Annotated in this window: 20 protein-coding genes, 1 tRNA gene, 1 other RNA gene and 1 pseudogene; 11 read left to right on the top strand and 12 right to left on the bottom strand. The window is 62.4% G+C overall.

All coding sequences use genetic code 11. The annotated features are described in order from the left end of the window. Window positions 1-8: 8 nt before the first annotated feature. The 7 genes and pseudogenes from DFO58_RS14520 to DFO58_RS14490 all read right to left on the bottom strand — a co-directional run bounded on the left by DFO58_RS14520 (window position 9) and on the right by DFO58_RS14490 (window position 10346). Window positions 9-485, bottom strand: coding sequence for a helix-turn-helix domain-containing protein (locus tag DFO58_RS14520; protein ID WP_120991526.1), 477 nt, complete (start codon window positions 483-485; stop codon window positions 9-11). Window positions 486-493: 8 nt separating this feature from the next. Then, complete coding sequence (locus DFO58_RS14515) at window positions 494-2200, bottom strand: DHA2 family efflux MFS transporter permease subunit (RefSeq protein WP_120991525.1); 1707 nt, start codon at window positions 2198-2200, stop codon at window positions 494-496. Between the two features lie 362 nt (window positions 2201-2562). Next, window positions 2563-3153: pseudogene (recR, locus tag DFO58_RS14510) on the bottom strand (recombination mediator RecR); the annotation flags it as partial. A gap of 131 nt (window positions 3154-3284) precedes the next feature. Beyond that, window positions 3285-7061 (bottom strand): DNA polymerase III subunit gamma and tau, encoded by a 3777-nt coding sequence (locus DFO58_RS14505; protein WP_120991523.1) that lies wholly within the window; start codon window positions 7059-7061, stop codon window positions 3285-3287. A 9-nt stretch (window positions 7062-7070) separates the two neighbouring features. Continuing rightward, window positions 7071-7991 carry a tRNA glutamyl-Q(34) synthetase GluQRS gene (gene gluQRS, locus DFO58_RS14500; RefSeq protein ID WP_120991522.1) on the bottom strand — a complete coding sequence of 307 codons (921 nt, stop codon included), beginning with the start codon at window positions 7989-7991 and terminating at the stop codon, window positions 7071-7073. Between the two features lie 26 nt (window positions 7992-8017). Next, an RNA gene (gene ffs / locus DFO58_RS14495) (signal recognition particle sRNA small type) lies at window positions 8018-8114 on the bottom strand. 699 nt (window positions 8115-8813) lie between these two features. Then, complete coding sequence (locus DFO58_RS14490; RefSeq protein ID WP_120991521.1) at window positions 8814-10346, bottom strand: HNH endonuclease signature motif containing protein; 1533 nt, start codon at window positions 10344-10346, stop codon at window positions 8814-8816. A gap of 188 nt (window positions 10347-10534) precedes the next feature. On the opposite strand from DFO58_RS14490, the gene DFO58_RS14485 reads away from it, so the two are divergent. The 3 genes from DFO58_RS14485 to DFO58_RS14475 all read left to right on the top strand — a co-directional run bounded on the left by DFO58_RS14485 (window position 10535) and on the right by DFO58_RS14475 (window position 12148). Further along, window positions 10535-10622, top strand: a tRNA-Ser gene (locus DFO58_RS14485). Between the two features lie 344 nt (window positions 10623-10966). Continuing rightward, the gene (locus DFO58_RS14480; protein WP_047118070.1) at window positions 10967-11332 is read left to right on the top strand and encodes a VOC family protein; all 366 of its coding nucleotides are present in this window, start codon (window positions 10967-10969) and stop codon (window positions 11330-11332) included. 63 nt (window positions 11333-11395) lie between these two features. Continuing rightward, window positions 11396-12148 carry a response regulator transcription factor gene (locus tag DFO58_RS14475; protein WP_120991520.1) on the top strand — a complete coding sequence of 251 codons (753 nt, stop codon included), beginning with the start codon at window positions 11396-11398 and terminating at the stop codon, window positions 12146-12148. Between the two features lie 307 nt (window positions 12149-12455). On the opposite strand, the gene DFO58_RS14470 is transcribed toward DFO58_RS14475, so the two are convergent. After that, window positions 12456-13496: a 2OG-Fe(II) oxygenase family protein gene (locus DFO58_RS14470; protein WP_120991519.1), complete on the bottom strand. Its 1041-nt coding sequence runs from the start codon at window positions 13494-13496 to the stop codon at window positions 12456-12458. Window positions 13497-13775: 279 nt separating this feature from the next. On the opposite strand from DFO58_RS14470, the gene DFO58_RS14465 reads away from it, so the two are divergent. Both DFO58_RS14465 and DFO58_RS14460 read left to right on the top strand, forming a co-directional pair. Next, a complete protein-coding gene (locus tag DFO58_RS14465; RefSeq protein ID WP_047118068.1) occupies window positions 13776-14078 on the top strand; it encodes a type II toxin-antitoxin system VapB family antitoxin in 303 nt (100 codons plus the stop codon). A gap of 43 nt (window positions 14079-14121) precedes the next feature. After that, window positions 14122-14751, top strand: a complete 630-nt coding sequence (locus DFO58_RS14460; RefSeq protein WP_120991518.1) for a LytR C-terminal domain-containing protein — start codon at window positions 14122-14124, stop codon at window positions 14749-14751. Window positions 14752-14773: 22 nt separating this feature from the next. On the opposite strand, the gene DFO58_RS14455 is transcribed toward DFO58_RS14460, so the two are convergent. Beyond that, window positions 14774-15466 (bottom strand): DsbA family oxidoreductase, encoded by a 693-nt coding sequence (locus tag DFO58_RS14455; protein WP_120991517.1) that lies wholly within the window; start codon window positions 15464-15466, stop codon window positions 14774-14776. Between DFO58_RS14455 and DFO58_RS14450 the strand changes: the two genes are divergently transcribed. Beyond that, on the top strand, window positions 15436-15810 hold the full coding sequence (locus DFO58_RS14450) for a DUF192 domain-containing protein (RefSeq protein ID WP_120991516.1): 375 nt from the start codon (window positions 15436-15438) through the stop codon (window positions 15808-15810). The two genes, DFO58_RS14455 and DFO58_RS14450, sit on opposite strands and share 31 nt — an antisense overlap. A gap of 178 nt (window positions 15811-15988) precedes the next feature. Continuing rightward, the gene (locus DFO58_RS14445; protein ID WP_202605510.1) at window positions 15989-16558 is read left to right on the top strand and encodes a hypothetical protein; all 570 of its coding nucleotides are present in this window, start codon (window positions 15989-15991) and stop codon (window positions 16556-16558) included. Between the two features lie 1077 nt (window positions 16559-17635). Here DFO58_RS14445 and DFO58_RS18300 read toward each other — a convergent pair. Together DFO58_RS18300 and DFO58_RS18690 are read right to left on the bottom strand one after the other, a co-directional pair. Further along, on the bottom strand, window positions 17636-18343 hold the full coding sequence (locus tag DFO58_RS18300) for a hypothetical protein (protein WP_147407296.1): 708 nt from the start codon (window positions 18341-18343) through the stop codon (window positions 17636-17638). A gap of 94 nt (window positions 18344-18437) precedes the next feature. After that, window positions 18438-19088, bottom strand: coding sequence for a hypothetical protein (locus tag DFO58_RS18690; protein ID WP_220668560.1), 651 nt, complete (start codon window positions 19086-19088; stop codon window positions 18438-18440). Between the two features lie 402 nt (window positions 19089-19490). Between DFO58_RS18690 and DFO58_RS14425 the strand changes: the two genes are divergently transcribed. From DFO58_RS14425 to DFO58_RS14410, 4 genes are all read left to right on the top strand, one after another. Continuing rightward, window positions 19491-19730, top strand: coding sequence for an antitoxin VbhA family protein (locus DFO58_RS14425; RefSeq protein ID WP_120991512.1), 240 nt, complete (start codon window positions 19491-19493; stop codon window positions 19728-19730). Window positions 19731-19790: 60 nt separating this feature from the next. Further along, window positions 19791-20552, top strand: a complete 762-nt coding sequence (locus DFO58_RS14420) for a Fic family protein (protein WP_237562279.1) — start codon at window positions 19791-19793, stop codon at window positions 20550-20552. Further along, window positions 20549-21223 carry a recombinase family protein gene (locus DFO58_RS14415; RefSeq protein WP_120991510.1) on the top strand — a complete coding sequence of 225 codons (675 nt, stop codon included), beginning with the start codon at window positions 20549-20551 and terminating at the stop codon, window positions 21221-21223. The genes DFO58_RS14420 and DFO58_RS14415 overlap by 4 nt, the downstream gene beginning before the upstream one ends. A 257-nt stretch (window positions 21224-21480) precedes the next feature. Then, on the top strand, window positions 21481-22197 hold the full coding sequence (locus DFO58_RS14410) for a YoaK family protein (RefSeq protein WP_120991509.1): 717 nt from the start codon (window positions 21481-21483) through the stop codon (window positions 22195-22197). 16 nt (window positions 22198-22213) lie between these two features. Here DFO58_RS14410 and DFO58_RS14405 read toward each other — a convergent pair whose 3' ends face one another. Next, entirely contained in the window at window positions 22214-23590 is a 1377-nt protein-coding gene (locus tag DFO58_RS14405) for an amino acid permease (RefSeq protein WP_120991590.1), read from the bottom strand. Between the last annotated feature and the right edge of the window lie 51 nt (window positions 23591-23641).

Raw genomic sequence — 23641 nt, 5'->3', positions numbered from 1 at the left:
TCCGGAATCTAGGCGGAGTCGAAGTCCAGGTTCAAGCGGCCGATCAGCGTGGTCAGCGCGCCGAGGTCGTCATCGCTCCATTGCTCCATGCGGGCCCTGAGGTCCAGCCGCCAGTTGTGCAGCCATTCGCGCCGCCGGGTCACCGCCAGCTCGGTGGGCAGCAGCAGCGAGACCCGACGGTCGTCCGGATCCACTTCGCGGGTGACCAGGCCGAGTTCCTCGAGCTTGGTGACCATGCGAGAGAGCGCCGCCTTGTCGATCAGCAGGCGGTCGCAGATCTCGGACTGTGAGATGCCCTTGGAGCGAACGACCAGCCCGAGCACCGGCAGCGCCGCCGTCGTCAGCCGGTGCTCCATGCGTGCGGCGACTTCCCGCTTGGTGCGGGCGATGACCGCGATGAAGTCCAGCAACTGCTGCTCGGCGGCCTCGTAGAGTTCGGCGCGCTCAGCGCTGGTGCTGGCGACGCGGCCGTTCACGGTATCCATGGGCCTTCCTACGCCCCGGCGGGGGAGCCGGGCTTCTTCTCGTTGTCGCCGTCAGCGGTGGCAGGGGCTTCGGTGAGCAGGGTGCCTTCGGCGCGCTGCGCCTCCAAGCCCTTAGCGCCGTCAACGGCAGGGGCCTGGCCTTCGCCTTCCTGATGGCGTTCAACCGCGGTCTGCGTGCGCAGCTTCTGGTTCGGCAGCAGGCACACGGCCACGACGGTGATCAGGGAGATCGGGGCGGCCACTGCGAACAGCGCCGCGACACCGTCGCCGTACACGGATTCGAAGATCACTCGCACCGGCTCGGGCAGCGTGGAGATGCTCGGCAGGCTGCCGGAAGCCAGCTGCGCGGAGACCTCGGCGGCCTTGTCGCCCAGCGTGGCCATCGCCTTGGCCAGATCGGACTGGCGGTCGGCGATCATGTTCGGAATGTTGATTGCCAGCAGGGCGCCGAGCCCTGCGGTGCCGGCGGTGCCGCCCAGGGTGCGGAAGAAGTTCACGGCCGAGGAAGCCACGCCGAGTTCATTGACCGGAACGGCATTCTGCACCACCAGGACCATGTTCTGCATGACCAGGCCGACGCCGGCGCCCAGGATGAACATGTACACGCCCACCAGGACGAAGTTGGTGTCGTAGTGGATGGTGCCCAGCAGGAACAGGCCGACGACCTGAAGGATCGAGCCGGTGACCACGAAGGCCTTCCACTTGCCGAAGCGGGTGATCAGCGCGCCGGCGATGGTGGAGATGACCAGCAGGCCGGCCATCATCGGGAAGGTCATCAGACCGGCCTGGGTGGCGGTCGCGCCGCGGGCCATGATCATGTACTGGCTGAGGAACACCGAGGTGCCGAACATCGAGACGCCGATGGCCAGCGAGGCGATGACTGCAAAGGTGAAGGTGCGGTTCTTGAACAGATTTAGGTTCAGCAGCGGTTCGGCCGCCTTGAATTCCGTGAGCACGAACAGTGCCAGCAGAACCACGGAGCCGCCGGCCATCAGGTAGCTGGTGGTGGAGTTCCAGTCGAACTGCGAGCCGCCCATGGACATCCAGATCAGCAGCAGGGCTACGCCCGAGGACAGCAGCATGATGCCCAGGTAGTCGATCTTGACCTTGCGCTTGGCGAAGGCCGGAAGATGCAGGGTGCGCTGGATCAGCAGGATCGCGACCACGGCGAACGGCAGCGCCACGAAGAAGTTCCAGCGCCAGTTGATGGTGTCGGTGATGAAGCCGCCGATCAACGGTCCGCCCACGGTGCCCACGGCCATGACGGCGCCGAACAGGCCCATGTACTTGCCGCGTTCACGCGGGGAGAGGATGTCGGCCATGACGATCTGGCTCAGGGCACCCATGCCGCCGCCGGCCAGGCCCTGGATGACGCGCATGGCGATCAGGAATTCGGTGTTCTGCGCGAAGCCCGCGGCGGCCGAAGCCAGTACGAACATGGCCAGCGCCAGCTGCAGCAGCAGCTTGCGGTTGCCGAGGTCGGCGAGCTTTCCCCAGATCGGGGTGGAGATGGTGGTCGCCAGCAGCGTGGCGGTGACGACCCAGGTGAAGGCGGTCTGGCCGCCGTCCAGATCGGAAACGATCACTGGAAGTGAACTGGAAACGACGGTGCCGGCCAGGATGGAGACAAACATACCCATCAGCAGGCCCGTCAGGGACTGCATGATTTCGCGGTGGCTCATCTTGGGCTGGGCGACCGGTGCGGTTGCGGTCATAAGCGCTCCAAAGAAGAAGAGAAGAAAGGTTGATTCTCGTCAACTATAAATGATTAGTTGACAATCATCAACCATGTGTGGGGTGCTCCACAAAAGTGCCGCAGCGGGAATAAAAACACCCCGCCGACGGCGCGTTAAGCGCGGGCGGCGAGGTGGATCCTGCGGAGAGCGGGTGGTCAGCGGGTCGCGCTGCGATGGTCGTCCATCTCCGGAACGACGAAGCGCGGCTGCGTTTCCGCACCGGCCTCGGAAGCCGGCTCCGGGCTTTGCTCGGCGGGCTGGTCCGGCGCAGGGGTGTCCTTGCGCGGCTGCGGCTCGGGATCCGGCAGCTGCGGCGCAACCTGCGGGGCGGCGGCGCGCCCGGCAACCCGGCGGCCCTCGAAGGCGCGCGCCAGCGTGACCTCGTCGGCGTACTCCAGGTCGCCGCCCACCGGGAGGCCGGAGGCTAATCGGGTGATCTTGATGCCCAGCGGGGCCAGTGCGCGCACCAGGTACACCGCGGTGGCTTCGCCCTCGAGGTTCGGGTCGGTGGCCAGGATCAGCTCGGTGATCGAGTCGTCGGCCAGGCGGGTGACCAGCTCGCGGATGTGCAGCTGCTCGGGTCCCACCCCGGCCAGCGGATTGATGGAGCCGCCCAGCACGTGGTAGCGGCCGGCGAAGGCCCGGGTGCGCTCGATCGCCAGCACGTCCTTGGACTCCTCGACAATGCAGATCGTCGTGCCGTCGCGGCGCTCATCGCGGCAGATCGCGCAGGTGTCCTGCTCGGAGATGTTGAAGCAGATTTCGCAGAACTTCACCTTCTCCTTGACCAGCTGGATCGAGGCGGCCAGGCGGGTCATGTCCTCGGCGTCGGCATCGAGAATGTGGAAAGCGATGCGCTGCGCCGATTTCGGGCCGATCCCAGGCAGCCGACCGAGCTCATCGATCAGTTCCTGTACAGCACCTTCGTACACGTGCGCCTTCTTTCGTCGCTTGCAGGGATAGGTCTTGAGCGGCCCGCGGGCCGGTTGCGGGGAGGCCAACGCACCCCGCCAACGTACACACTAGTGTCTCACTCCGACAGTTGGTATGGCTGCCGGATCGGTCACAGGCTGCGCTTGATTTCCACGATGTTGCCGTTCACGTCGCGCTGCTCGATGACCATGCCGCCGAGCAGCCGCTCGACCGCAGGAACGCCGATCAGGGCGGAGTCCTCCACCTCGATGTCGTCGTCGCTCGGGACGAACTCGTAGGGATCCTCCATCGCAGGTTCGGGCGGCAGCGGCGCGCCACCCCAGCCGCTGGCGGACTGCACCGGCGCGGCGGCCGGAGCAGCGTCCTTTGCCTGGTTCATCAGCTGCTGGTAGCGGCTCATGCGCCCGGAGCCTGCGCTCGGACGCGGGTCCGCCGGGGTGCTCGCGGGCTGCGCGGCCGGATCCGGGGCGCCCCAAGACGGAGCGGTTTCCCGGGCAGGGGCCTGCGGCGGCTGCGCGGGCCGGAACTGCTGCGGAGCGCCGTGCGGCGCCGGGGCAACGGGTGCCGAAGCTGCCTGCTGGGACGGAGCTTGCTGCGCGGGGGCCTGGGACTGCGTCTGGATCGGTTCAGGGGCCTGCGGCTCGGGCTCGCGGGCGCTGGCCGCCGGCTCGAAGGAGCCGGTGGTGCTGCCCGGGCGCAGCGGCGTCGCGGACACCGGGCGGTCGATCGAGAAGCCGGGGCGTTCGGCCTGGCGGGCGTTCATCCCGGCGGTCATGCGCGGGCGCGGAGCCACCGGCGGGCCGTCGAAGGAACGCGGGGCGCTGCTGCGCTGCGGGGCCGGAGCCACCGGAGCCTGGAAAGCAGGTGCTTCAGGCTGGATCGGCTGGACCTGCTGGACCGGTGGCGCGGCGGGAGCCGCTGGCTGAGCCGGAGCAGGCGACGGAGCCTGAGGTTTCGTCGCCGCGTAGGGGTCGCCGAAGGCGCCGTCGTCAGGGAACGGAGGCTCGTCCATGTACGGCTCGTCGTACGGCGGAGGCACGTCGTCGTAGCTGGACACGTAGCCGTTGTCTCGCGCGGGCGCGGCGGCAGCCGGCGCAGCGGGTGCCGGGGACTTGCGTATCGCCGGAGCGGCCGCGGTCCGGGCCGATGCAGGCTTCGAGGGGCGCGAAGCTACCCCAGCGGAATCAGCCTTGATGAACTTGGTTGGTGCTGGGGTTGGCGCCGGGATCGGCCGGCGCTCACCTTTTGGGGAACCACCGCCTGCAGGGTTCGAGCCGCCTTCGGTGATGACGACCTCGATCGGCCCGCCAGCCACCTGCGAAAACACTCCGGTGAGCGTCTGCATCATGTCCGGCCGGTTTCTCAGATTGACGATCGGACCGGAATTGCTGAAGGCAAGCGTCAGCGTGCGGCCGTCGAATCCGGCGACCGATCCGTAGTTCGACACCATGGAGTGCAGCACGCGCGAGTTGGACTGCAGCTGTTCCAGAATCTGTGGCCAGGCCTGCTGGAACTTGGCGACCGGAGAAGCTCCGGCTGGAGCAGCCGTTGGCTGGTTTCCCTGCTGAGGGTGCTGCTGCTGGTACTGGTTCTGCTGCTGGGCGGACTGCGCCTGCTGGCGCTGCGCCGCTTCGCGTTGGGCTTGTTCGCGCTGTGCCTGCTCTCGGGCGGCCTGTTCCTGGGCTGCGCGTTGGGCTGCTTCGTGCTCGGCCTGCTGGCGCTGGGCGGCTTCACGCTGCGCCTGTTCCTGGGCTGCACGCTGGGCTGCTTCATGTTCGGCCTGCTGGCGTTGGGCGGCTTCACGTTGGGCCTGCTCACGCTGAGCTTGTTCATAGGCGGCGCGCTGCTGTGCTTCGGAGTCCGGCTGGATTGGCGGGACCTGGGCGACATGCTGCTGCTGGTGTTGCTGCGGTGCCTGGCTCTGCTGAGCCGGGTTCTGCAAGTGCTGTGCCTGTTCGTAGGCGGCGCGCTGCTGTGCTTCGGAGTCCGGCTGGATTGGCGGGACCGGGGCTGCCTGCTGCTGTTGCGGGGCCTGGTTTTGCCGGGCAGCGGCCTGGGCTTGCTGCTGCGACTGCTGCTGGGCGCGGGTTTCTGCCGCGCGGCGGGCGAATTCAGCCATGGCAGGGTTCTGCTTGACGTCGTCGATGGAGACACCGGTCCCGAAGGACAGGTCTTCGCCGCTGGCTGGATCCGGCACCAGGCTGAACGGCGCGACGCCGTCGGGGCGCTCGGCCGGAACGCTCGGGCCGGGCTGGATCTCGGTGGTGACCGGGTTGCGGTCTTCCTTCGGTCCCCAAGTGGCGCCCCAATCGGCGTCTGCGCCGGTGTTCAGCGAGGCTGCCGCTCCCGGATCCAGCGGAGCGTTGAGATCGTCCGCGGGCTGAGCCTGGGCGGCGGTCTGCTGCTGTGCGTCTGGCTGCGGCTGGGCAGGCGCCTGGGAAGCGTGCGGAAGCTGGGATTCCTGGTGCCGCTGGGCTGGCTGGGTGTGCTGATCCTGCGGGGCCGGTGCGGGCTGCGCCGGAGCTTGCCGCAGGGGAGCCTGCTGAACCGGTGCAGGCTGGGTTTCGGCCGGAGCTTCTGCAGGCGCTTCGGGAATCGGCTCTCCGTCGCGGCGGGCCTTGGCCGCGGCCAGAGCCTGGCGTACGGCGGCGGCGCCCTGGCGCGCTGCGCCAGGATTCGGCGCCGAGCCCATGGAGACGGCAACGTCCTCGGATCCCTCGCCATCCAGCGCGGGCAGCGCCCCGCCGGTCATGGCATGGCGCTCCAAGCGGTCCAGCCGGGCGGCGAAGGAACTGTCCGAGCTCTGCGAACCGGGAAGCAGCAGGCGCGCGGCCAGCAGCTCAAGGTGCAGGCGCGGGGAGGTTGCGCCGGTCATGTCGGTCAGCGCCTGATTGGTGACATCGGCCCAGCGGGACAGCTCGCCGGCTCCGGCCAGCCCGGCCTGCAGGTGCAGGGCTTCGAGCTGGTCGGCGGGAACTCCGCGCAGGATCTTCTCCAGGCCCTCCGGCATCGCCTTGGCGATCACCAGGTCGCGGAAGCGCTCCAGCAGGTCCTCGACGAAGCGACGCGGATCAAGTCCGGTCTGGATGATGCGGTCGATCGCGCTGAACAATCCGGCGCCGTCTGATTCGTGCAGGGAGAGGACGACCTCGTCCAGCAGCGTGGAGTGGGTGTAGCCCAGCAGCGAGATGGCGGTTTCGTAGTCCAGGATCCCTTCGCGGGCGCCGGCCATGAGCTGGTCGAGCACCGACAGGGTATCGCGGACCGAGCCTGCTCCGGCGCGAATGACCAGCGGCAGCACGCCATCGGCCACCGCGACGTTTTCGCGGTCGCAGAGGACCTTGAGGTATTCCAGCAGCGCCTCGGGCGGCACCAGGCGGAACGGGTAGTGGTGGGTGCGCGAACGGATGGTGCCGATGACCTTGTCCGGCTCGGTTGTCGCGAAGATGAACTTGATGTGCGCCGGCGGCTCTTCGACGATCTTCAGCAGCGCGTTGAAGCCTGCCGAGGTGACCATATGGGCCTCATCGATGATGAAGATCTTGTAGCGGTCGCGGGCAGGGGCGAACGTCGCACGCTCGCGCAAGTCGCGGGCATCTTCCACGCCACCGTGGCTGGCGGCGTCGATTTCGATGACGTCCAGGGAACCGGGGCCGCCGTTGGCCAGCTCGACGCAGCTCGGGCAGGTGCCGCAAGGGATCGGAGTGGGACCCTGCTCGCAGTTCAGGCAGCGCGCGAGGATGCGGGCCGAAGTGGTCTTGCCGCAACCGCGCGGTCCGGAGAACAGGTATGCGTGATTGACCCGGTTCTTCTCCAGAGCGGTCATCAGCGGAGCGGTAACGTGCTCCTGTCCGATGACGTCGGCGAAGGTATCGGGACGATATCTGCGGTAAAGCGCTGTAGTCACACCGGTTCCCTATCGGTTGCGCGATGCCGGGGGCATCAGCTGTTGGACAATGTTTTCAGGCCTCACGATCCACGGTTCGCGCGGAAGCGCGGCTGGGTCGAATGCCTCCAAGGCTGCCTGCAAATCCTGACCCGGCAAGCCCAATGACTCTAGCAAAAATGCACGTATTTCGGCTGGATGCACACCTTGTTCGGTGATCTCTTCGAGCGTTACAGCGCCATCGCGCTTGGCCAGCCGCTGGCCCTTCTCGTTCAGCGCCAGCGGTACGTGCGCGTACGTCGGAACGGTATAGCCGAGCAGCTGCGCGAGATACGCCTGGCGTGGTGCCGACGAGAGCAAGTCATCGCCGCGGACTACTTGGTCGATTCCGCTGGCCGCATCGTCGACGACGACCGCCAAGTTGTACGCCGGTGCACCGTCGTTACGCACCAGGACGAAATCATCCACCGTCCCCGTGTAGCTGCCGGCGAGCTCGTCCTGAACAGTAAATACATTTACTTCGGCGCGCAGACGCAGCGCCGCTGGCCTGTGCCGGGCCTTTTCGGCACGCTCTTCCGCGGTGAGGTTCCGGCAAGTTCCGGGATAGGAGCCCGGAGCGGCATGCGGAGCGCTGCCGGCCTCGGCAATGTCCTTGCGGGAACAGAAGCATTCGTAGACCAGCCCCTGCGCTTTGAGATCATCCACAATGGCGCGGTATACAGGCAACCGATCGGACTGGCGCACCATTGTTCCGTCGAAACTTAGACCCAGCGCTTTGAGCTCGGCAAGCTGCTCGTCTTCGGATCCGGCACGAACGCGATCCAGGTCTTCGACGCGCAAAAGATAATCGCGGCCAGTGGAGCGCGCGAAAAGCCAAGCCAGGACAGCGGTGCGCAGGTTGCCGATGTGGAGGCGCCCTGACGGGCTAGGGGCGAAACGGCCAGCGCCCACGTGGACTCCATTCGGCTTGCGTAAAAAGTAAAGACCCCTCATGCACCTGTCAGAGCCCATCTACCCTTGCTACCTTCCGGTCCTGGGGGAGTTCAACAGGATGACACCACACGAGGGGTCACCAAAAATACTACCCGAGGAAGGGGTGTGGATAAAAATCGAAGGGCGTGCGCTTGCTCTCACCGGGTGCCCGCAAGTGAAAGTTAACCAAAAATTTGATCAGATTTCTCACGCGGCTTGTTTCTGGGTGGCCAGTCAATTGCTTGTCGGCGACTAAGGCCGGAGTTGACGCAAAATTTTGATCAAGAAATTTGTTCAGGCGAAGATCGGGCGTAGGCGGCTGAGATTTGTAATCCCTTGCGCTTGCGGTTTACAGAGTTAAAAATCTTGTCAAGATCTTTTAGTGCCACTGCGTGGGCTAGTGAGCTTGCGTCAGATGCACTCGTTGTGACGGCATTGCCCAGAATTCTGATCAAAAAATTTGATCAGGAAGACAACTAAGTCGCCAAGCGCCGGAGGCGGCGGCCTGCGCTGAAGGTCTCGGCGAACTGAACGAAAAATTTGATCAGAATTCGTCGAGGTCTCCAACTTGTGCTCGCGGCTGCAGCCCTACGCATGATGAGCGAGGGCTGTTGCATATCTTGACCGGAGAATACGGCCATTTGGACCAGAACGACATGGCGATGTGAGCCCTTCTGGACGGGTCCACGACGTACGGGAAGAATACTTTGAATGTCGTGCGGCTGTCGAAAGAACTTTAGGGCTGGATTTCTGATCAAAAAATGGATCAGCATCTCTTCAACTGGTGATCTGTTGCGGAGGCTATCCTGCAGCGGCTTCTGGAGGGTCGTACCAGCCAAGTACCCTGCGAACGCGATCAGTCATCTCAACCTCGGGAAGGACCGGCGTCTGGTTTCTCTCGAAGTCGAAGTTCTGTACTGATTTCACGCTCCCCGGAACCTCAAGACAAACAATCCCATTAGGTGTGCGCCAGTTGACAGATCCATCAGGGCGATAGGTTACTTCCCAACCCAACGCGTGTTTGAACAGCTGGTGCCTTTTGCATAGGAGTTCGGTATTAGTGCGTGATGTGTGGCCTCCCTGCGCCCAGCCATCAATATGGTCGGCCTCTGACTGCTCGGCCAGCCGATTGCAACCGGGAAAACGGCACTGAACGTCGCGGAAACGCAGAAGATCCTTTAGCGCCTTGCTTGGGCGATACTTTTCCCGGGCAACATCAATCGCGGCACCCGTCCACGGGTCTGTTAGCACCTTGATGAACGATGGTGCATCCCTTGCAATATTCAGTGCTGTACCAATAGGAATCGGACCGTAGCCTTCCAGCTCGGCGAGGGACTTTTTGGGGTCGGCCAACATTTCCAAGGCAGGGATAGTTACGGCTACGCGCGCTTTCAAAGGAGTGCCATTCGTGTCAGGCCAGCCATCAATCATTGCATCGCGGAAAATGTCAGCTCGGCGCTGCCGCTCGGTGCGCTCATCATCCTCATCAACATTCGTCACGGCGAACCAGTTGACTGTGTTGATCATGCTGAAAATATCCTCCGCGGGAAGATAGACCTGAATCGTGGCCATGCCATTTTCATCCGCCCACCACGTAATGGAGCGACCTTCACGTGCCTCTTTATGTCGTTCGTTAAGGGGCTTCGGATGAAGCCGCTCTCTCATTCGGCGGGCTCTTTGCGAGATCGCTGAGTCTGTAGCTGTCTTGGCCAGGGGAAGCAATACGTGTTCCATCTGTTTGATGTCTTCAGGATCCAGATCCTGAGATTGCTTGACTATTTCTTTGGCCGCTTTCGTAGTGATATCGCCATTGGCCAGAGCTGACAAGGTATCTACGCACAAGTTGCGCAGACCTTCCGCGGTGAACAGCTTGCCTTGAATGTGAGTTTCCGAATCTCGCATGGCGACTGCCGCTTCGGCGATGAAAGACGACCTGACCGTGATCTCGTCAGCCAAATTGACGCCATAGTACTTAGCCGACAGCTCTCGGGCCTGATCGTCCTCCTGATCGAGCAAGGAATCTTGGACGCCCCTGTTGGCAGATTCGCGGGCACACATTTCCAAGGTGTCCGCCATGAGTGACGCTTCGGCTGCGTCCAGCATGCTTCGAAGCCGGCCGATGGCTTCAAGACGCCTGAACCCGTCAGCTGGTGTATCCACAGGCGGAAGGTTGTATAGATCCAAGGCGGTGGACGCGAATTTATTGAAGAACTTGTGCTGGTCAAGTTCCGCGTCCCACACTCCTCCTGAGCCGAAATTCTTTCGAAGACCAGGAGGATACATCGGTAGACGATGGGCATCATCGTCGCTGTGAAATACCTCTCTTTTGCTCATGTTTTGAGTATCCTCCGCACTACGGACAGTTTGGTGGGGCCTGTTGCAGCGTGGGGAAAGCGCGGAAAATCGGCTAAATCTAGGGGATCGCGGAGTCGCTCTGAAAGCGATTTGCCAGCGCGTGGTCTTCGATTCGTGATTGTGTGGAAATTTAGATATGCTTGATTCTGCTCCACGGAGCAGACTGAGGAGGATTCGCCTAGCGGCCTATGGCGCACGCCTGGAACGCGTGTTGGGTTAACGCCCTCAGGGGTTCAAATCCCCTATCCTCCGCCAATGGAAAACCCCCGAGAAATCGGGGGTTTTTTCGTTTAATTTCACTGGAACGGGATCCCCGCCGTCCGCGCGATCTTGAAGTGTTCTTGCAAGATGTCGGATTGCCAGCTGATTCGCCGTTACCTCCAAAGACAACTTGTAGTTTCGAGCCCTAGACAGCAATTGGACGCCTCAAAGTGATACGCGGTTCCCCTAGGATCTGGTCTTGGGCGAAGTTCAGCGAGGCGCTTTTTTGCTGATTCGCTGGCAACTTCCAGTTTGGTCGCGTTAAAGGGAGATAGGCGTATCATCCGAGGCGAAGGCGGTCATCCAAGTGCTGCCAGTGGAGCGGGAAGTTGTGGGCCATGTCCGTAGTCATCAGTGAGATTGCCATTGATTGCAAGAATCCAATGCTTGTTGCCAAGTTTTGGTGCGAAGTATTGGGCTATGAAGTTCGAGAAGAAGCCGCAGGCTTGGTGACCATTGGGCGGCGCGGAGATGGGTCAAATGAAGCAGTGATCTGTTTCGCGCAGGTGCCAGAGGAGAAGAGCATCAAGAACCGGATGCATCTTGACCTTCGGCCGCAGGGTAGTTCGCAACAGGACGAAGTCGACCGTGTGCTGGCGCTGGGGGCGCAGTACGCGGACGTCGGGCAACGCGACGACGAAGACTGGGTTGTTCTTTATGACCCGGAAGGTAACGAGTTCTGCGTGCTCTCCGGTAGCATTTAGTCCACGCAGCGGTCTGTAACGTTAGGCCGCCGCGATCGCCTTAACAGGGGATTGGGGAAAAACGTGGTTGGGGAAATAGCAAAGGCTGTCGTCATTGAGTACGACGAAGCCGTGCGTGGAAAAATGACAACTCTGCTTCGGCAGATCGGGTTTGCCATACAAGAGGAGTCCAGCGGGCAAAGGGGAGTTGCGCTGGCCCATAGGGCAAAGCCGGATCTCATTGTCGTGGGCTTTGGCCTGCCCGATATCGATGGCATCGAAACGATTCGCCGCTTAAGCGCCCATCTTGACGCGTACATCTTGGCGGTGATGGACGTCAGCGAAGAGATTGAAGTGGTTTTGGCCTTCGATGCAGGAGCAGACGGGTATTCTCCGAAGCCGCTGCGTGAACGTGAATTCCGGGCCAGGATCGATTCGTTCTCGCGACGTCAAGCCCGCATCAACCAGATGTTGAGCGACAGGCAGGGCTCCGCCGTCGAGGTGCTGAGTCATGGCGCGTTGCGCTTGGACTCTTCAACGTGGGAAGTTCATCTGGATGGCATGCCCATCGTCCTGACGGCTACCGAATTCACCCTCCTTCATGTGCTAATGCAAGTTCCGGGCAGGGTGCGCAGCAAGAAAGAGCTTGCTCGGAGGGTCAGCCTTGAAAGCGACGATCTTGAGCATGGCTATGTTTCCGACTCGGACGTTCGAAGCATTGAGGTTCACATAGCAAACCTCCGGCGCAAGTTAGGTGACTCTGCGCGTTCTTCGCAGTGGATTGAGACCGTGAGGGGCGTTGGATACAGATTGGTAAATGATCCCGGTTCATACTAGTGATACCTGAAGCTTTTTAAAGAAAACTATTGGATTTTCGGAGGCTTGATGCAATCTTGAGCTAATTGATAACACAGCTTAAGTGTGGTCTTGCACAATGAGTCCCATGGCCGAAAGGTCTAGCGAGAACTACGAAACTGAACGATGGCTGGTTTTTGGGGGAATGGCCAAATCGCCTTGGGGGAGGCGTCGGGTAAGACAGCAAGCTCGCGAAAAACGTGAAGACTTCGATGCGGTGGCGCAATACCCCGTCGAAGTCTTCACGTTTGTTCTGTCCGGAACCCGGTCGCTCATTGAGCTGTTGGGGTCAGGCGGTAGCCCGATTCTGGATCAGCTGCGGGTAGTGGATCGCAGCGGTCTGCGGATGGGCGCGCAGCCAGCCCTTGAGCACGTTGGCCCCGTATGAGGCCAGCATCGGGTTGTGCGGGTCGTCTGAGACGCCGCGCGCGTCGGCGGCCAGCTCGGCCGGAAGCTCAACCTTGTCGATGACAGCGTCCAGGCGCGGGGAGTAGAAGAACGGCACCGAATAGCGGTCGACATTGGGCGGCGGGGCGATTACGCGGTGGATGGTGGCCATCAGGTAGCCGTCGGTGGCGACCTCGAGCATTTCTCCCAGGTTCACCACGAGTGCCCCTGGAGTCGGCGGAACCTCGATCCACGAATCCTGGCCGTAGGGCTGGACCTGCAGCCCGCCGACCTGGTCCTGCAGCAGCAGGGTGACGAAACCGTAATCCGCATGCAGACCGACGCCCTGGTTGCCGGCCTCCGGCACGATGCCGCCGCCCACGTAGTGCACCAGCTTGCCCATCCATGCGGGAGTTCCGGAGAACGGTTCGTCGAAGTAGTCCTCGCCCAGGCCTAGGCCGACGGAGATTGCCGAGAGCAGTTCATGCCCGGTGCGGTTCATCAGCTCGGCCCATTCCATGGCGCGTTCGCGCAGTTGCGGGAAGTCCTCGGGGAACTGGTTGCGGCCCTGTAGGTTCAGGTACGGCTTGTCGGCCGGCACGACGGCCAGCGGCTCACGGTCCGGCCCGTAGTCGATCTGTTCGCGCGAGTCGGCGCGGCCTCGGGTGATCTCGGTGCCCAGGCGGGTGTAGCCGCGGAACTGGGCGCTGTTGCGGTTGTCGAGCCCGATCTTCTCCTCGACGGGCTTCGCGAAGAACTCGGCAACCGTGTCCAGCAGTTCCTGATCCTGGTTGGCGCGCGAGGCGTACCCGACGATCTGGAAGAAGCCGACGCGGTGGGCAGCGTCGAGCAGTGCGGCAACGAACTCGGGATTGAACGTGCCATCGGCATTCCGGGAAGTGGAGATATCAAGGACTGGGATCTCGGTTACTACGTTGTTCATAACCCTAGGGTGCACCCGACTGATGGATTGTTACTATCTAAAATGACGCACCGTTCCGCCACGTTTCAGCCGTTGTAACAATCCTTGCCAAGCCCTGAACCTGGGCGCATAATTTGCGCTCGCAGGGGTTCGGGACCGGATTTATCTGCGAAGCGGATGTTTGAGGTTCGCGATTCGGCGGTGGTCCGTTCGACGTGCATAATGCCCGATTCAGCGCCCGGCCCGGTGATCTGGTCGCTTCCTCGGGTAATTTGTTACGCGGGTGCCTATGCTTGAAGGGTGATTTTCAGAGCAGTGGGCGATTCGCGTCCGTACCCCGAGCACGAGTTGACCAGCACCCGCGACTGGAGCGCCATTCCGCCCTCGCAGGTCAAGCTCGACCAACTGGTAACCACCAAGTCAACGCTTGATCTGGAAACGCTGCTCTCCGAGGATTCGACGTTCTTCGGCGACTTGTTCCCGCACGTCGTGCGCTACCGGAACGTGCTGTATCTGGAGGACGGGCTGCACCGGGCGCTGCGCTCGGCGCTGCACCACCGTTCGGTGATCCACGCCAGGGTCTTGGATCTCGACGCGGATTAGGTATGCTTTCGCCACAAAGGGGAGCTGCCTGAAAGTGGGTGCGATGATGCACGAACGCGAGGACCCTGCGACGTTGCGCGGGGCTCACATCGTTGGCGAGCGAGAGCTGAGTTTCGTGTCCAACGCCCAGGCAAAGCGCGACGCGCGCAAGCGGCAGAACGTCATATTCTCGATCATGGCAATCATGGTGCTCGTGGCGTTCATCGCCGCCACGCTGGCCTTCACCGGGGTGCTGAAGATCGGCGGCGCGCCGACGGCGGTGCAGGCCGACGACCAGCCCGCGGAGCAGATTGCCAACCCGGCCTGCCCCACGACCAGCTTCAGCTACCAGGACCCCGCAAGCTTCAAGGTGCGCGTGCTGAACACGACCACCATTTCGGGACTGGCCGGCAGGACCGCGGAGGCGCTGAAGGAGCGAGGCTTCCAGATTTCGGCCACCACCTCGGGGCTGGACAGGTATGAGGACAAGGTCGCCGTGGTGCTGGCCGGCCCCAAGGGGTACGCGCAGGCGCTGACCATCCAGCGTCAGGTGCCCGGCTCCGAGTTCGTTTACGACGAGATGATGTACGGCACCGAGGTGGACCTGGCACTGGGCACCGGATTCGAGAACCTGGTCAAGGACCGCAAGCTGAACACTGCCCCGGGCACGCTGGAGTGCATCGCGCAGCAGTAGCGGGGAACCGGCCCGGCAGCCGCTAGTTGGCGCCGACGGTTTCGGCGTGGACCTGGGTCAGCGCGTTGGCGAAGACCTCGGCCGGCTGCGCGCCGGAGATGCCGTACTTGCCGTCGAGGATGAAGAACGGCACCCCGGTGACGCCGATCTGGCGCGCTTGGGCGATGTCCGCGTTGACCTCTTCGGCGTAGCTGCCTGCCTCCAGCGCGGTGTGCAGCGCGGCGGCGTCAAGCCCGACCTCGGCGGCCAGCTGCAGCAGGGTGTCCACGTTGCCGGTGTCCAGGCCCTTCTCGAAGTGCGCGGAGAGCAGCGCTTCCTTCATTTCGCCGCCCAGCCCCTGCTGCTTGGCATGTTCCAGCACACGCAGCGCGGTGAACGAGTTGGCGACCACCAGCTTCCCGAAATCGTAGGACAGGCCTTCCTCGGCGGCCTGGGCGGTGACGTGCTCCAGCATGCCCTCGACCTGGGCCGGATCCATGCCCTTGGCCTTGGCCAAGTAGTCCAGCTCGCTGCCGTCGTAGTGCTCGGGCAGGGTCGGATCCAACTGGTAGGCGTGCCAGTAGACATCGACGTCCTGGGCCAGGCCGGAGGATTCCAGACCGGATTCGAAGCGGCGCTTGCCGATGAAGCACCACGGGCAGGCGATGTCGGAGAAGATATCCACGCGCAGGCGCTTGGCCTCGGCTGGATTTTGGGAAGCAGTGGTTTCACTCATGCCCGTATAACGCGCCGCGGCCCGCAGTCATTCCTGAGCAGTGCGCGGGCCTCGCTGGCCGGTCCAAGCTGTCGGAGGGCCAGGGCATGCTGTTTTCATTCGCCAGCCAATCAGAACGCCAAATGTGGATGGACGGAATGAAATTCCCGATCGACGTCGCCTGGATCGCGGATCACCGCGTGATCGCTGTGCAAACCCTGGAACCCTGCGTCGAGGTCGACCAAGATCGCTGTCCGCGCTGGACGTCTCCTCACGACGTCGACGCACTGTTAGAAGTCCGGGCCGGTGCCCTCGCGGGCATCGACGCCGGAACCGTCGTGACCATCCGAGCGGAAACCCCATGAGCTCCACCAACCCCGCACAGACCCAGCGCAGCCCGATACCAGGGCCGACTACATCGCCCAGGCCATCGCCGCCCTCACGGCGGCAGCACGCACGACACGCACCATCGGTGCGGGAACCGACAATGAGCACACCGAACCGGCCGACTTTGGAGAGATCGCCTGTCACGTCATCACGAGCGTGGCGGCAAACCTCGGCGACGTTGACACGCTGCTGGCAGGTCGTCCCGGCTCCTGGGAAGCCGACTACGTGCGGCAGATCGTCCACAGCACCACCCCCGAGGAAGAGCTGTTGACCTGGCGGACCGAGCCGGTGCGCCTGCACCTCGATGTTGAGGGCGTGTTCTACGACTTCGGTCTGGAACAACTATGGGACGAGGAATCCGGACAGGCCATCAAGCACGAGCAGGACGACAGCCTCACCGAGGAACAAGCTGCCCGCGCCGATGCCATCGCCGCGCAAATCGACCGGCTCTGGGAACAGGACCAGGCAGCCTACCGCGAGGCCTACCTGGCTTCGATCCGCCAAGAACTGACCAGGCGCGGGCTCACCATCGAGGTGGAAGCCATCGACGAGCCCGCCGACGCCCTCACCTGGGAGCCATTCACCGACGAGCTGCACGAGCTCGCACGAAAAAACACGCCCTTGCCGATGACCGGAGAAGCCCCGGACTGGACCGAGGGCACACCGGCCGACTCGCTGCGCCGGGCCGGTCTGCCCTACACCGCCCGCGCGCAGGACGCCATCTAATGGCGAACCGAGGCGTAGAGATTATTCCAGCCCAGGACGAAGGCCGCGACCCCATCGACCCACCCTGGACCAAAACGCCAATCCCACCGGAAACAGCCGAGTATCTGGATCGTTTGGCCATCGCTACAGGCAAAGGCCGCGGGGCCTTGATTGCCGAAGCAGTGCGGGCACACTTCGGAGAATCACCCGAATCGTAGACGTCTACGCATGTGTCTATGTGTACGCAATATCGACGTAGGGAGTAACCATGTGCCAGTACAGCGACCGATGCAAGGTCGGCCAGCATCGGCCCGGAACCGTATGCCCGTATGCCGGTTCGACGCGGCTCGACCGAAACTATCTCATGCCTACCCCGTACCGCACGGCCACTCCTTCCCCCGGAAGATCTGGCCATGCCTCAGGGGCCACGGCACGGAAGCGGCGGTATCGGACAGCCGCGGTATCAACGGGAATCGACGGCCTCGACGTCCTGGCAGTATTCATTCTGGCCGCGGTCTGGGACGGCAACCCCGACGCCATCAGCACCGGGACAATTCTGTTCGCCGTCTTGCTTGTGTTGCTTCCCGTCGGCTTGGGAGTTTGGCTGACGCGCACCTGCACCGCATGGAACGGAACCGCGGAAGGGCGCTGCGCCCGAGCTTGCTACGGCCTACGACGGTGCGGCATCCCTGAACACAGCAGGAGCGCCCAGTTCCTCACGCTGCCCGAAGGCGTGGCGTTGCTGTCCTGGGGAGTTGCCGTGTTGAACGTTTGGATTCTTCTTAGCGTGGCCCTCTAAGGTACCTATTTAGGAATGATCGTTGGTGATCTAAACGTATATAGATCCACCTATGAAATTAGTTCTAGGAGCAGCAATCCTCCACGTATGTCTGGGCGATGAGCTGCCTTGGCGAAATTCTAACTAGCGAAGCGCCCGACCGGAAAATATTCCGGTCGGGCGCAACGTACGGCGGGATAGGCCGCTCACTCTATTTTTACTTCTCGAAACGTTCGGAGTGTCGCGTGTTAGGAAAAGTCAGGAACCTAACTCAGTACTAACAGTAGTAACCCCGTTTACACCCCATGAAAAAGCCTCAGTCAGTCGTCGGTTTGATCGGAAAATTTCCACGATATATGGACCGGACGATCAACTCCGTTAGAAGCAAGGATTTCAGCTAATAAACCTGTCAGCCAGCCAACAGAAGTTAATGAATGTAGGCCAGATGAAAAGGAGACTAGGGCGGAAGAAGCTCCCGGCCCACCCCAAAGACCATCAGAAATCGGTAGAGATTTCGTTGAGCCGATACGGTTGGCGGTAACTTCGAGCATCAGGACAGTAGCGATCCGTGAGACAAGAGTGTTAAGAACCTCGTCAGAGAAAGCATCTTTCTGCCCAGACTGAAACTCGACCGAAATGTCACGCCGTCTCTCATCACTTGACTCAAGAGCAACGACCCCACTTAACCCTTCGGATGGAAGCACGCCAGAGTCCAGGTTCTTGAGCTGTTGCAGTGGAACAGCAAAATCAACTTGTACTAAAGGCTTAGAAGTTTCGCATCGAAAAGTATCTGTCATAACAGCCAATGCGTAGCATGGGAGAGGTGAGTTAGCCGAAGCAGGTTGGATGCCTACCTGGAACCAAACATCTGGTGCATTCTCTGAATAGTGGAAATCTTCTCCACGGCCTGCATCATTGACCACCCATGCTCGGTCTGCTGAAGAACTTTCAGGGCCCCAAAGCAGCTCTGAGTAGTCATTGAGGAAACTAACCGGGTCGATGAGCGATCTATCAGTCGGAGTGCTCATGGTGGCTTCCCAAACGCCAATGAACATTGGCTCTGAGTAATTTGATGAGAACAAATTTGCACCTCGGGGATGTGAATAGAATGTAACGATTTAGCTAGAGAACACGGCAGTTCACATCAGCCTGCCTGCGCATGACCTCAGTGGTATCGATCTGACCATCAGCATCTACATCAACATGGTTCCTCCACGAAACCCGCTTTGTATCGTTGCAATCGTTATGAGAGGTTACTCGGTTGCCAGACCCACCGCCTGGATTTAGCTTTGTCTTCTTGGAGCAGTTTTTGCGTTCCCAATATCCTGAGCCCTTGTTATTGGTGTAGTACTCGTACAAGCATGAGGTCACGTGGGCAGTGGCTGAACTGCAATTACCCTTCTTCCACCAGCCATGCCCCTGCACGGCAATTTTTGGTTTGGAAGTTGTAGAAATGTGAGGATTATCTGCGCCAGACACTGGTGTGCAGACCACAGCACGTGCGTTCATTTCCGGTTCATCATCGACGGGAAGGAGGTTTCCCTCTTCATCGACAAATGGGGCGTCGAGGGCTTCCTCGGAGGTTGCTAGTCCGGGCTCGGCATCAGGTGCGATGAGGTCGGCATCACTTACTGGCTCCGTGACAGAAACCATGCCTGTTTCAGCAATCGTGGTCGTAGCGCTAGCTGGACCTACAGCCAGCGCCGAAAGAAGAAGGCCACCGAGGGCAATCGATGAAATCCATCGCTTCGAAGTCAATCGATTTTGACTCAAGATTTTTCCTTTGACTAGATGAAATATACGAACTTCAATCGTAGTTGCCGATTGCACAAAAAATAGCGAAGTCAAAGAAGTGTTACGTTTGCTTCGTTTTATTCCTGAATCGTCTGCCGAGAATTTTGAGAAATATCGACTATGCTTCCCAGAACTTCAGCTGCATGTCCCAATCAGGATGTTCAAAATATTATTGCTTCACTTCCTCAGCACAAGTTGGCAAGGTCAAAAACGATCGTTTTCGGGCCGTCTTGCCTGGCACTCGCTATTTCCAGTGACACGCCGCGGTAAGGCGGCCCGAAACTTATGCCCGAAACCAAAACCAACCGAAACTATCTATAGGCCGTTTTCGGGTGATTAGGTAGAATGGAGTAGGACGATTTTCTTGGAAGGAGCCAGGCCATGGCCGAGAAGTTTGATATCGAGGAACGCTGGCCAGAACTGTTTGCGCAGCTCGACGACACCCAGCGCAATGCCGTTCGGCAGTCGCTGGCCGCGGCCTGGCATGAGGGGTGGGTCCCGAACCGCGAGGACGTCGAGAACCTGACCGACGAGGCCCGCGGCGCAATCGACGAGGCCGAGTACCTGCGCCGGGCCCGCGAGGCCGCCCGTCGTGCATCGTCGGCTACCCTAGCGGGCTAGCGAATGACCCGGTTCGGTACTTGGGAATCGTATTTCTATCCTCCGCCGGATGACGCAACGATGCGGAACGTGGAGGATATCCGCGACCCCAACGCGTTGCATTCATTCGAGTACAGCGCTACCGCGCTAAGACAGCGCCAGCTCAACGCTGACCCCTCCCTGATTGCCCACACGTACGATGCCGAGCACCTGCGCGCGATCCATCGGTACTTGTTCCAGGACGTCTACGAGTGGGCGGGGGAGTATCGCACCCAGAATATGAGCAAGGGTAACGCGATGCGTGGTTTTGCCGATGTGACTACGGGCGAGATCGACCGTTATCTGGCTGATGCTCAGCGTCTGGTGCAGCAGACCGAGTGGGGCCGGTTGGACCGTGACCAGTTCGGTGCCGCGGCAGCCAATGTTTTCGCTCATGTGAACCAGGCGCATCCATTCCGCGAAGGCAACGGGCGCTCCTCGAATGTGTTCATGGAACATGTGGCCCAGCGGTCCCGATTCACGTTGGATTATGCGCGGGTGAGTCCGCAGGTGTGGAACCAGTCCTCGGAATTCAGCGTTCCGGATCGTGGCCGGTATGAGGTGGTGCCGGATTCGCTGGTGCCGGTGTTCCGGCACATCGCAGTCGAGCGGACCTCGACGACAACGCCAGGTGTCGACCCGGCGGCGCTGGCCCGTTCACCCTTGAGCGCCAGTTATCCCAAGGCTCCAGATTCCTCGAAGGATTCTGGCCGGGGTGCTGCTACGGGGCAGCAGTCCCCGGCGCGTGGTACTGCTAGGCCCGGTCGCGGCTATGGCACCAACGGACCAGGAGTAGGACGATGAGCCACGTGATTGGATACGCCCGGGTGAGCACCCGGGAACAGAACCCCGAGGCCCAGGAGGCCGAGCTGCGGGCGGCCGGGGCGGCGCGAGTTTATGTGGATCATGGGGAGTCCAGCCGGTTCGAGGCCCGGCCGCAGTGGATCGCCTGCCTGGACCATCTCATGGAGGGCGATACCCTCGTGATCCGCGCCCTGGATCGCATCGCAGGCAGTGAGTTGATGGCGATCGAGATCATCCGGGACTTGGGCCGCCGCGGCGTGCGCATCAAGAGCCTTACCGAGCCGTTCCTGGATGTTGATACGTCCACGCCCATGGGTGAGGCCATCGTGGGCCTCATGGCCGTGCTGGCCCAGCTTCGCATCTCGACGATTCGGGAGAACACCCGGCGCGGCTTGGCTCACGCGCGAGCCCAGGGACGTGTCGGCGGTCGGCCGTCGGTGATGACGGTGGAGCGGACCGAAGCGGCGGTGGCGATGCGCGCCGAGGGGCAGAGCATTGCGCACATCGCGAAGGTGCTGGGTGTCGGGTCGTCGTCCGTGTCGAGGGCGCTGGCCCGTGTCGAGGAGGAGCGCGCAGCGTTCACCTCGATTGTTGATGGGGTCCTGCCTGCGCGGGTGCCCGATGGGGCACCGCTTGACGGTTCGGACCGTTCTTCCCCCTCCCCCCGATAAATGCAGCCCTGCACACCACGGACCTCCGTCCAGGGTGTGGCGTAGCCGCATCACGCAGTGACGCGAAGCGCCCTTGACGGGGGTCTGTGGTATGTCATCATTTGGGTATCAAGTGCGTTGTTATCGAGCCCGAGAACCAGAAATTCTCCTGCAACGCAGCGAAGAAAACCACTTGGCCAGGTTGTGTCTGCTGCACTGGATCATGGCAGCAGGTGGAAAACCGCAGTCGGAAACGGAAAAGGACGGGACGGCGTTCGGTGGCCAGGAATCTGGGATGGCGCGGAATTTTCTTCGCGGGGACGATCACCGCGATGGCGGGATTCGTCGACGGCGTGGGCTTCATCCACCTCGGCGGCTACTTCCTGTCCTTCATGTCCGGCAACTCGACGCGTTCCTCGACCGCCCTGCTCACCGGCGACGCCGGCGGCTGGTCCATGGCCATGGGGTTCGTTGGCAGTTTCGTGGGCGGAGTGGTGCTGGCGACCGTGCTCACCGCGCGGGCCGCGCGCTACCGCCGTCCGATCGTGATGTATCTCAGCGGTGCGCTGCTGGTCACTGCGGCGCTGCTCGGTTCGCTGGGCGAGCTGGGATTCGGCGGGGCCTGCCTGCTGGCGGCCTCGATGGGCGCGGTCAACGTCTCCTACACGCGTTCGGGGGAGGTGTCGCTGGGCCTGACCTACATGACCGGCACGCTGGTCAAGCTCGGCCAACACCTGGGCGGCGCGATCCTGGGGCTGCTGACCGGCTCGGACCGCGGGGTAGGGCGGCTGCTCTGGGTCCGCTACGCGGTGCTGTGGGCGATGATCACCCTCGGCTCGCTGGCCGGGGTATTCTCCTACCTGCATCTGGGCCTGTCCAGCCTGTGGATCGCGGCCGGAGGCATGCTGCTGTGGGCCACGCTGGCGCTGGCGGCGGAACGGTGCACCAGGCCGGAGGTCCAAGCCCCCGCCCCGGCGCGCCGCGAGATCCATTAGCTGGGAGCCGGACCGTCTAGCGGCCGGTGGAGACAGCTTCCGAATCGCGCTCGCGGCCGTCCGCCGAAGGATCGCCGGAGGTGCTGCGCACCGCGAAGCGGTAGACCACGGCCAGGATGGCCAGCCACGCGACGCCGGTGTACAGGGCCACGCGGGTTTCGGCGCTCAGCGCCAGCAGCACCACGATGAAGACCATGAACGCCATGGCGATCCAGGCGGTGGCCGAACCGCCGGGAACCGCGTACTCGCGCGGGCCCTGCGAGGCCGCCGCGGCCTCCTTCTTCTCCGCCCGGCGCATGGCCAAGTAGGAGGCGAGGATCATGATCCAGACCCATACTGTCGCGAAGGTGGCGATCGAGGCGATGATGGTGAACAGCTTTTCGGGCAGCAGCGCGTTGAGCACCACGCCGACCAGCAGCACAATGGTCATGATGAGAACGGTCATCCACGGCACGCCGTTGGAGGAGACCTTCGCGAAGGACTTCGGGGCGTGGCCCTCGGCCGACATCGCGAAGAGCATGCGCCCGGCGCCGAAGGTGTCGGCGTTGATCGCGGACACGGCGGCGGTGATCACCACGGCGTTGAGCACGTGGGCGGCGGCCGGGATGCCCAGCGCGTCGAAGATCTGCACGAACGGGCTGGCGCTGCCGTCGATCTGGCGCCAGTCGAAGAGCATCATGATCACTGCCAGCGAGGCCACGTAGAACAGCAGGATGCGCCACGGCACGGTGTTGATCGCCGCAGGCACCGACCGCGAGGGGTCGTCCGCCTCGCCGGCGGTGATGCCGATGGTCTCGATGCCGCCGAAGGCGAACATCACCACGGCGAAGGACAGCAGCAGCCCGATGAAGCCGTTGGGGAACAGCGTTCCGGCGGCCATCAGGGTGTCGATGCCGGTCGCGGTCTGCGCGTCGGGGGCGTTGAAGCCGAAGATGATCAGCGCGATGCCGCCGCCGATCATCGCGATGATGGCGCTGACCTTGACGATCGCCAGCCAGAACTCGGTCTCGCCGAACACCTTGACCTTCATCAGGTTGATCGCCGCGATCAGCAGCACCACCGCCAGCACCCAGATCCAGGTGGCGACGTCGGGGAACCAGAAGCCCATGTAGACACCGAAGGCTGTCACGTCGGCGATCGCCACGATCGCCATCTCGAAGGTGAAGGTCCACCCGGTGATGAATCCGGCGAAGCGGCCCAGGTAGCGGGAGGCGTAGTGCGCGAACGACCCGGAGACCGGATGCTTCACCGCCATCTCGCCCATGGCGCGCATGACGATGAAGACGGCGGCGCCGCCGATCATGTAGGCGAACAGCACGGCCGGGCCGGCGGCCTGGATGGCGGCGGACGAGCCGTAGAACAGGCCGGTTCCGATGGCCGAGCCCAGGGCCATGAAGCGGATGTGGCGGGCGGTGAGCCCGCGGGCGAGGGATGCCTTGATTTC

It is taken from the genome of Arthrobacter sp. AG1021 (assembly GCF_003633665.1).
Classification (GTDB): Bacteria; Actinomycetota; Actinomycetes; order Actinomycetales; family Micrococcaceae; genus Glutamicibacter; species Glutamicibacter soli.
This window is presented reverse-complemented; position numbering and strand designations above follow the sequence as displayed.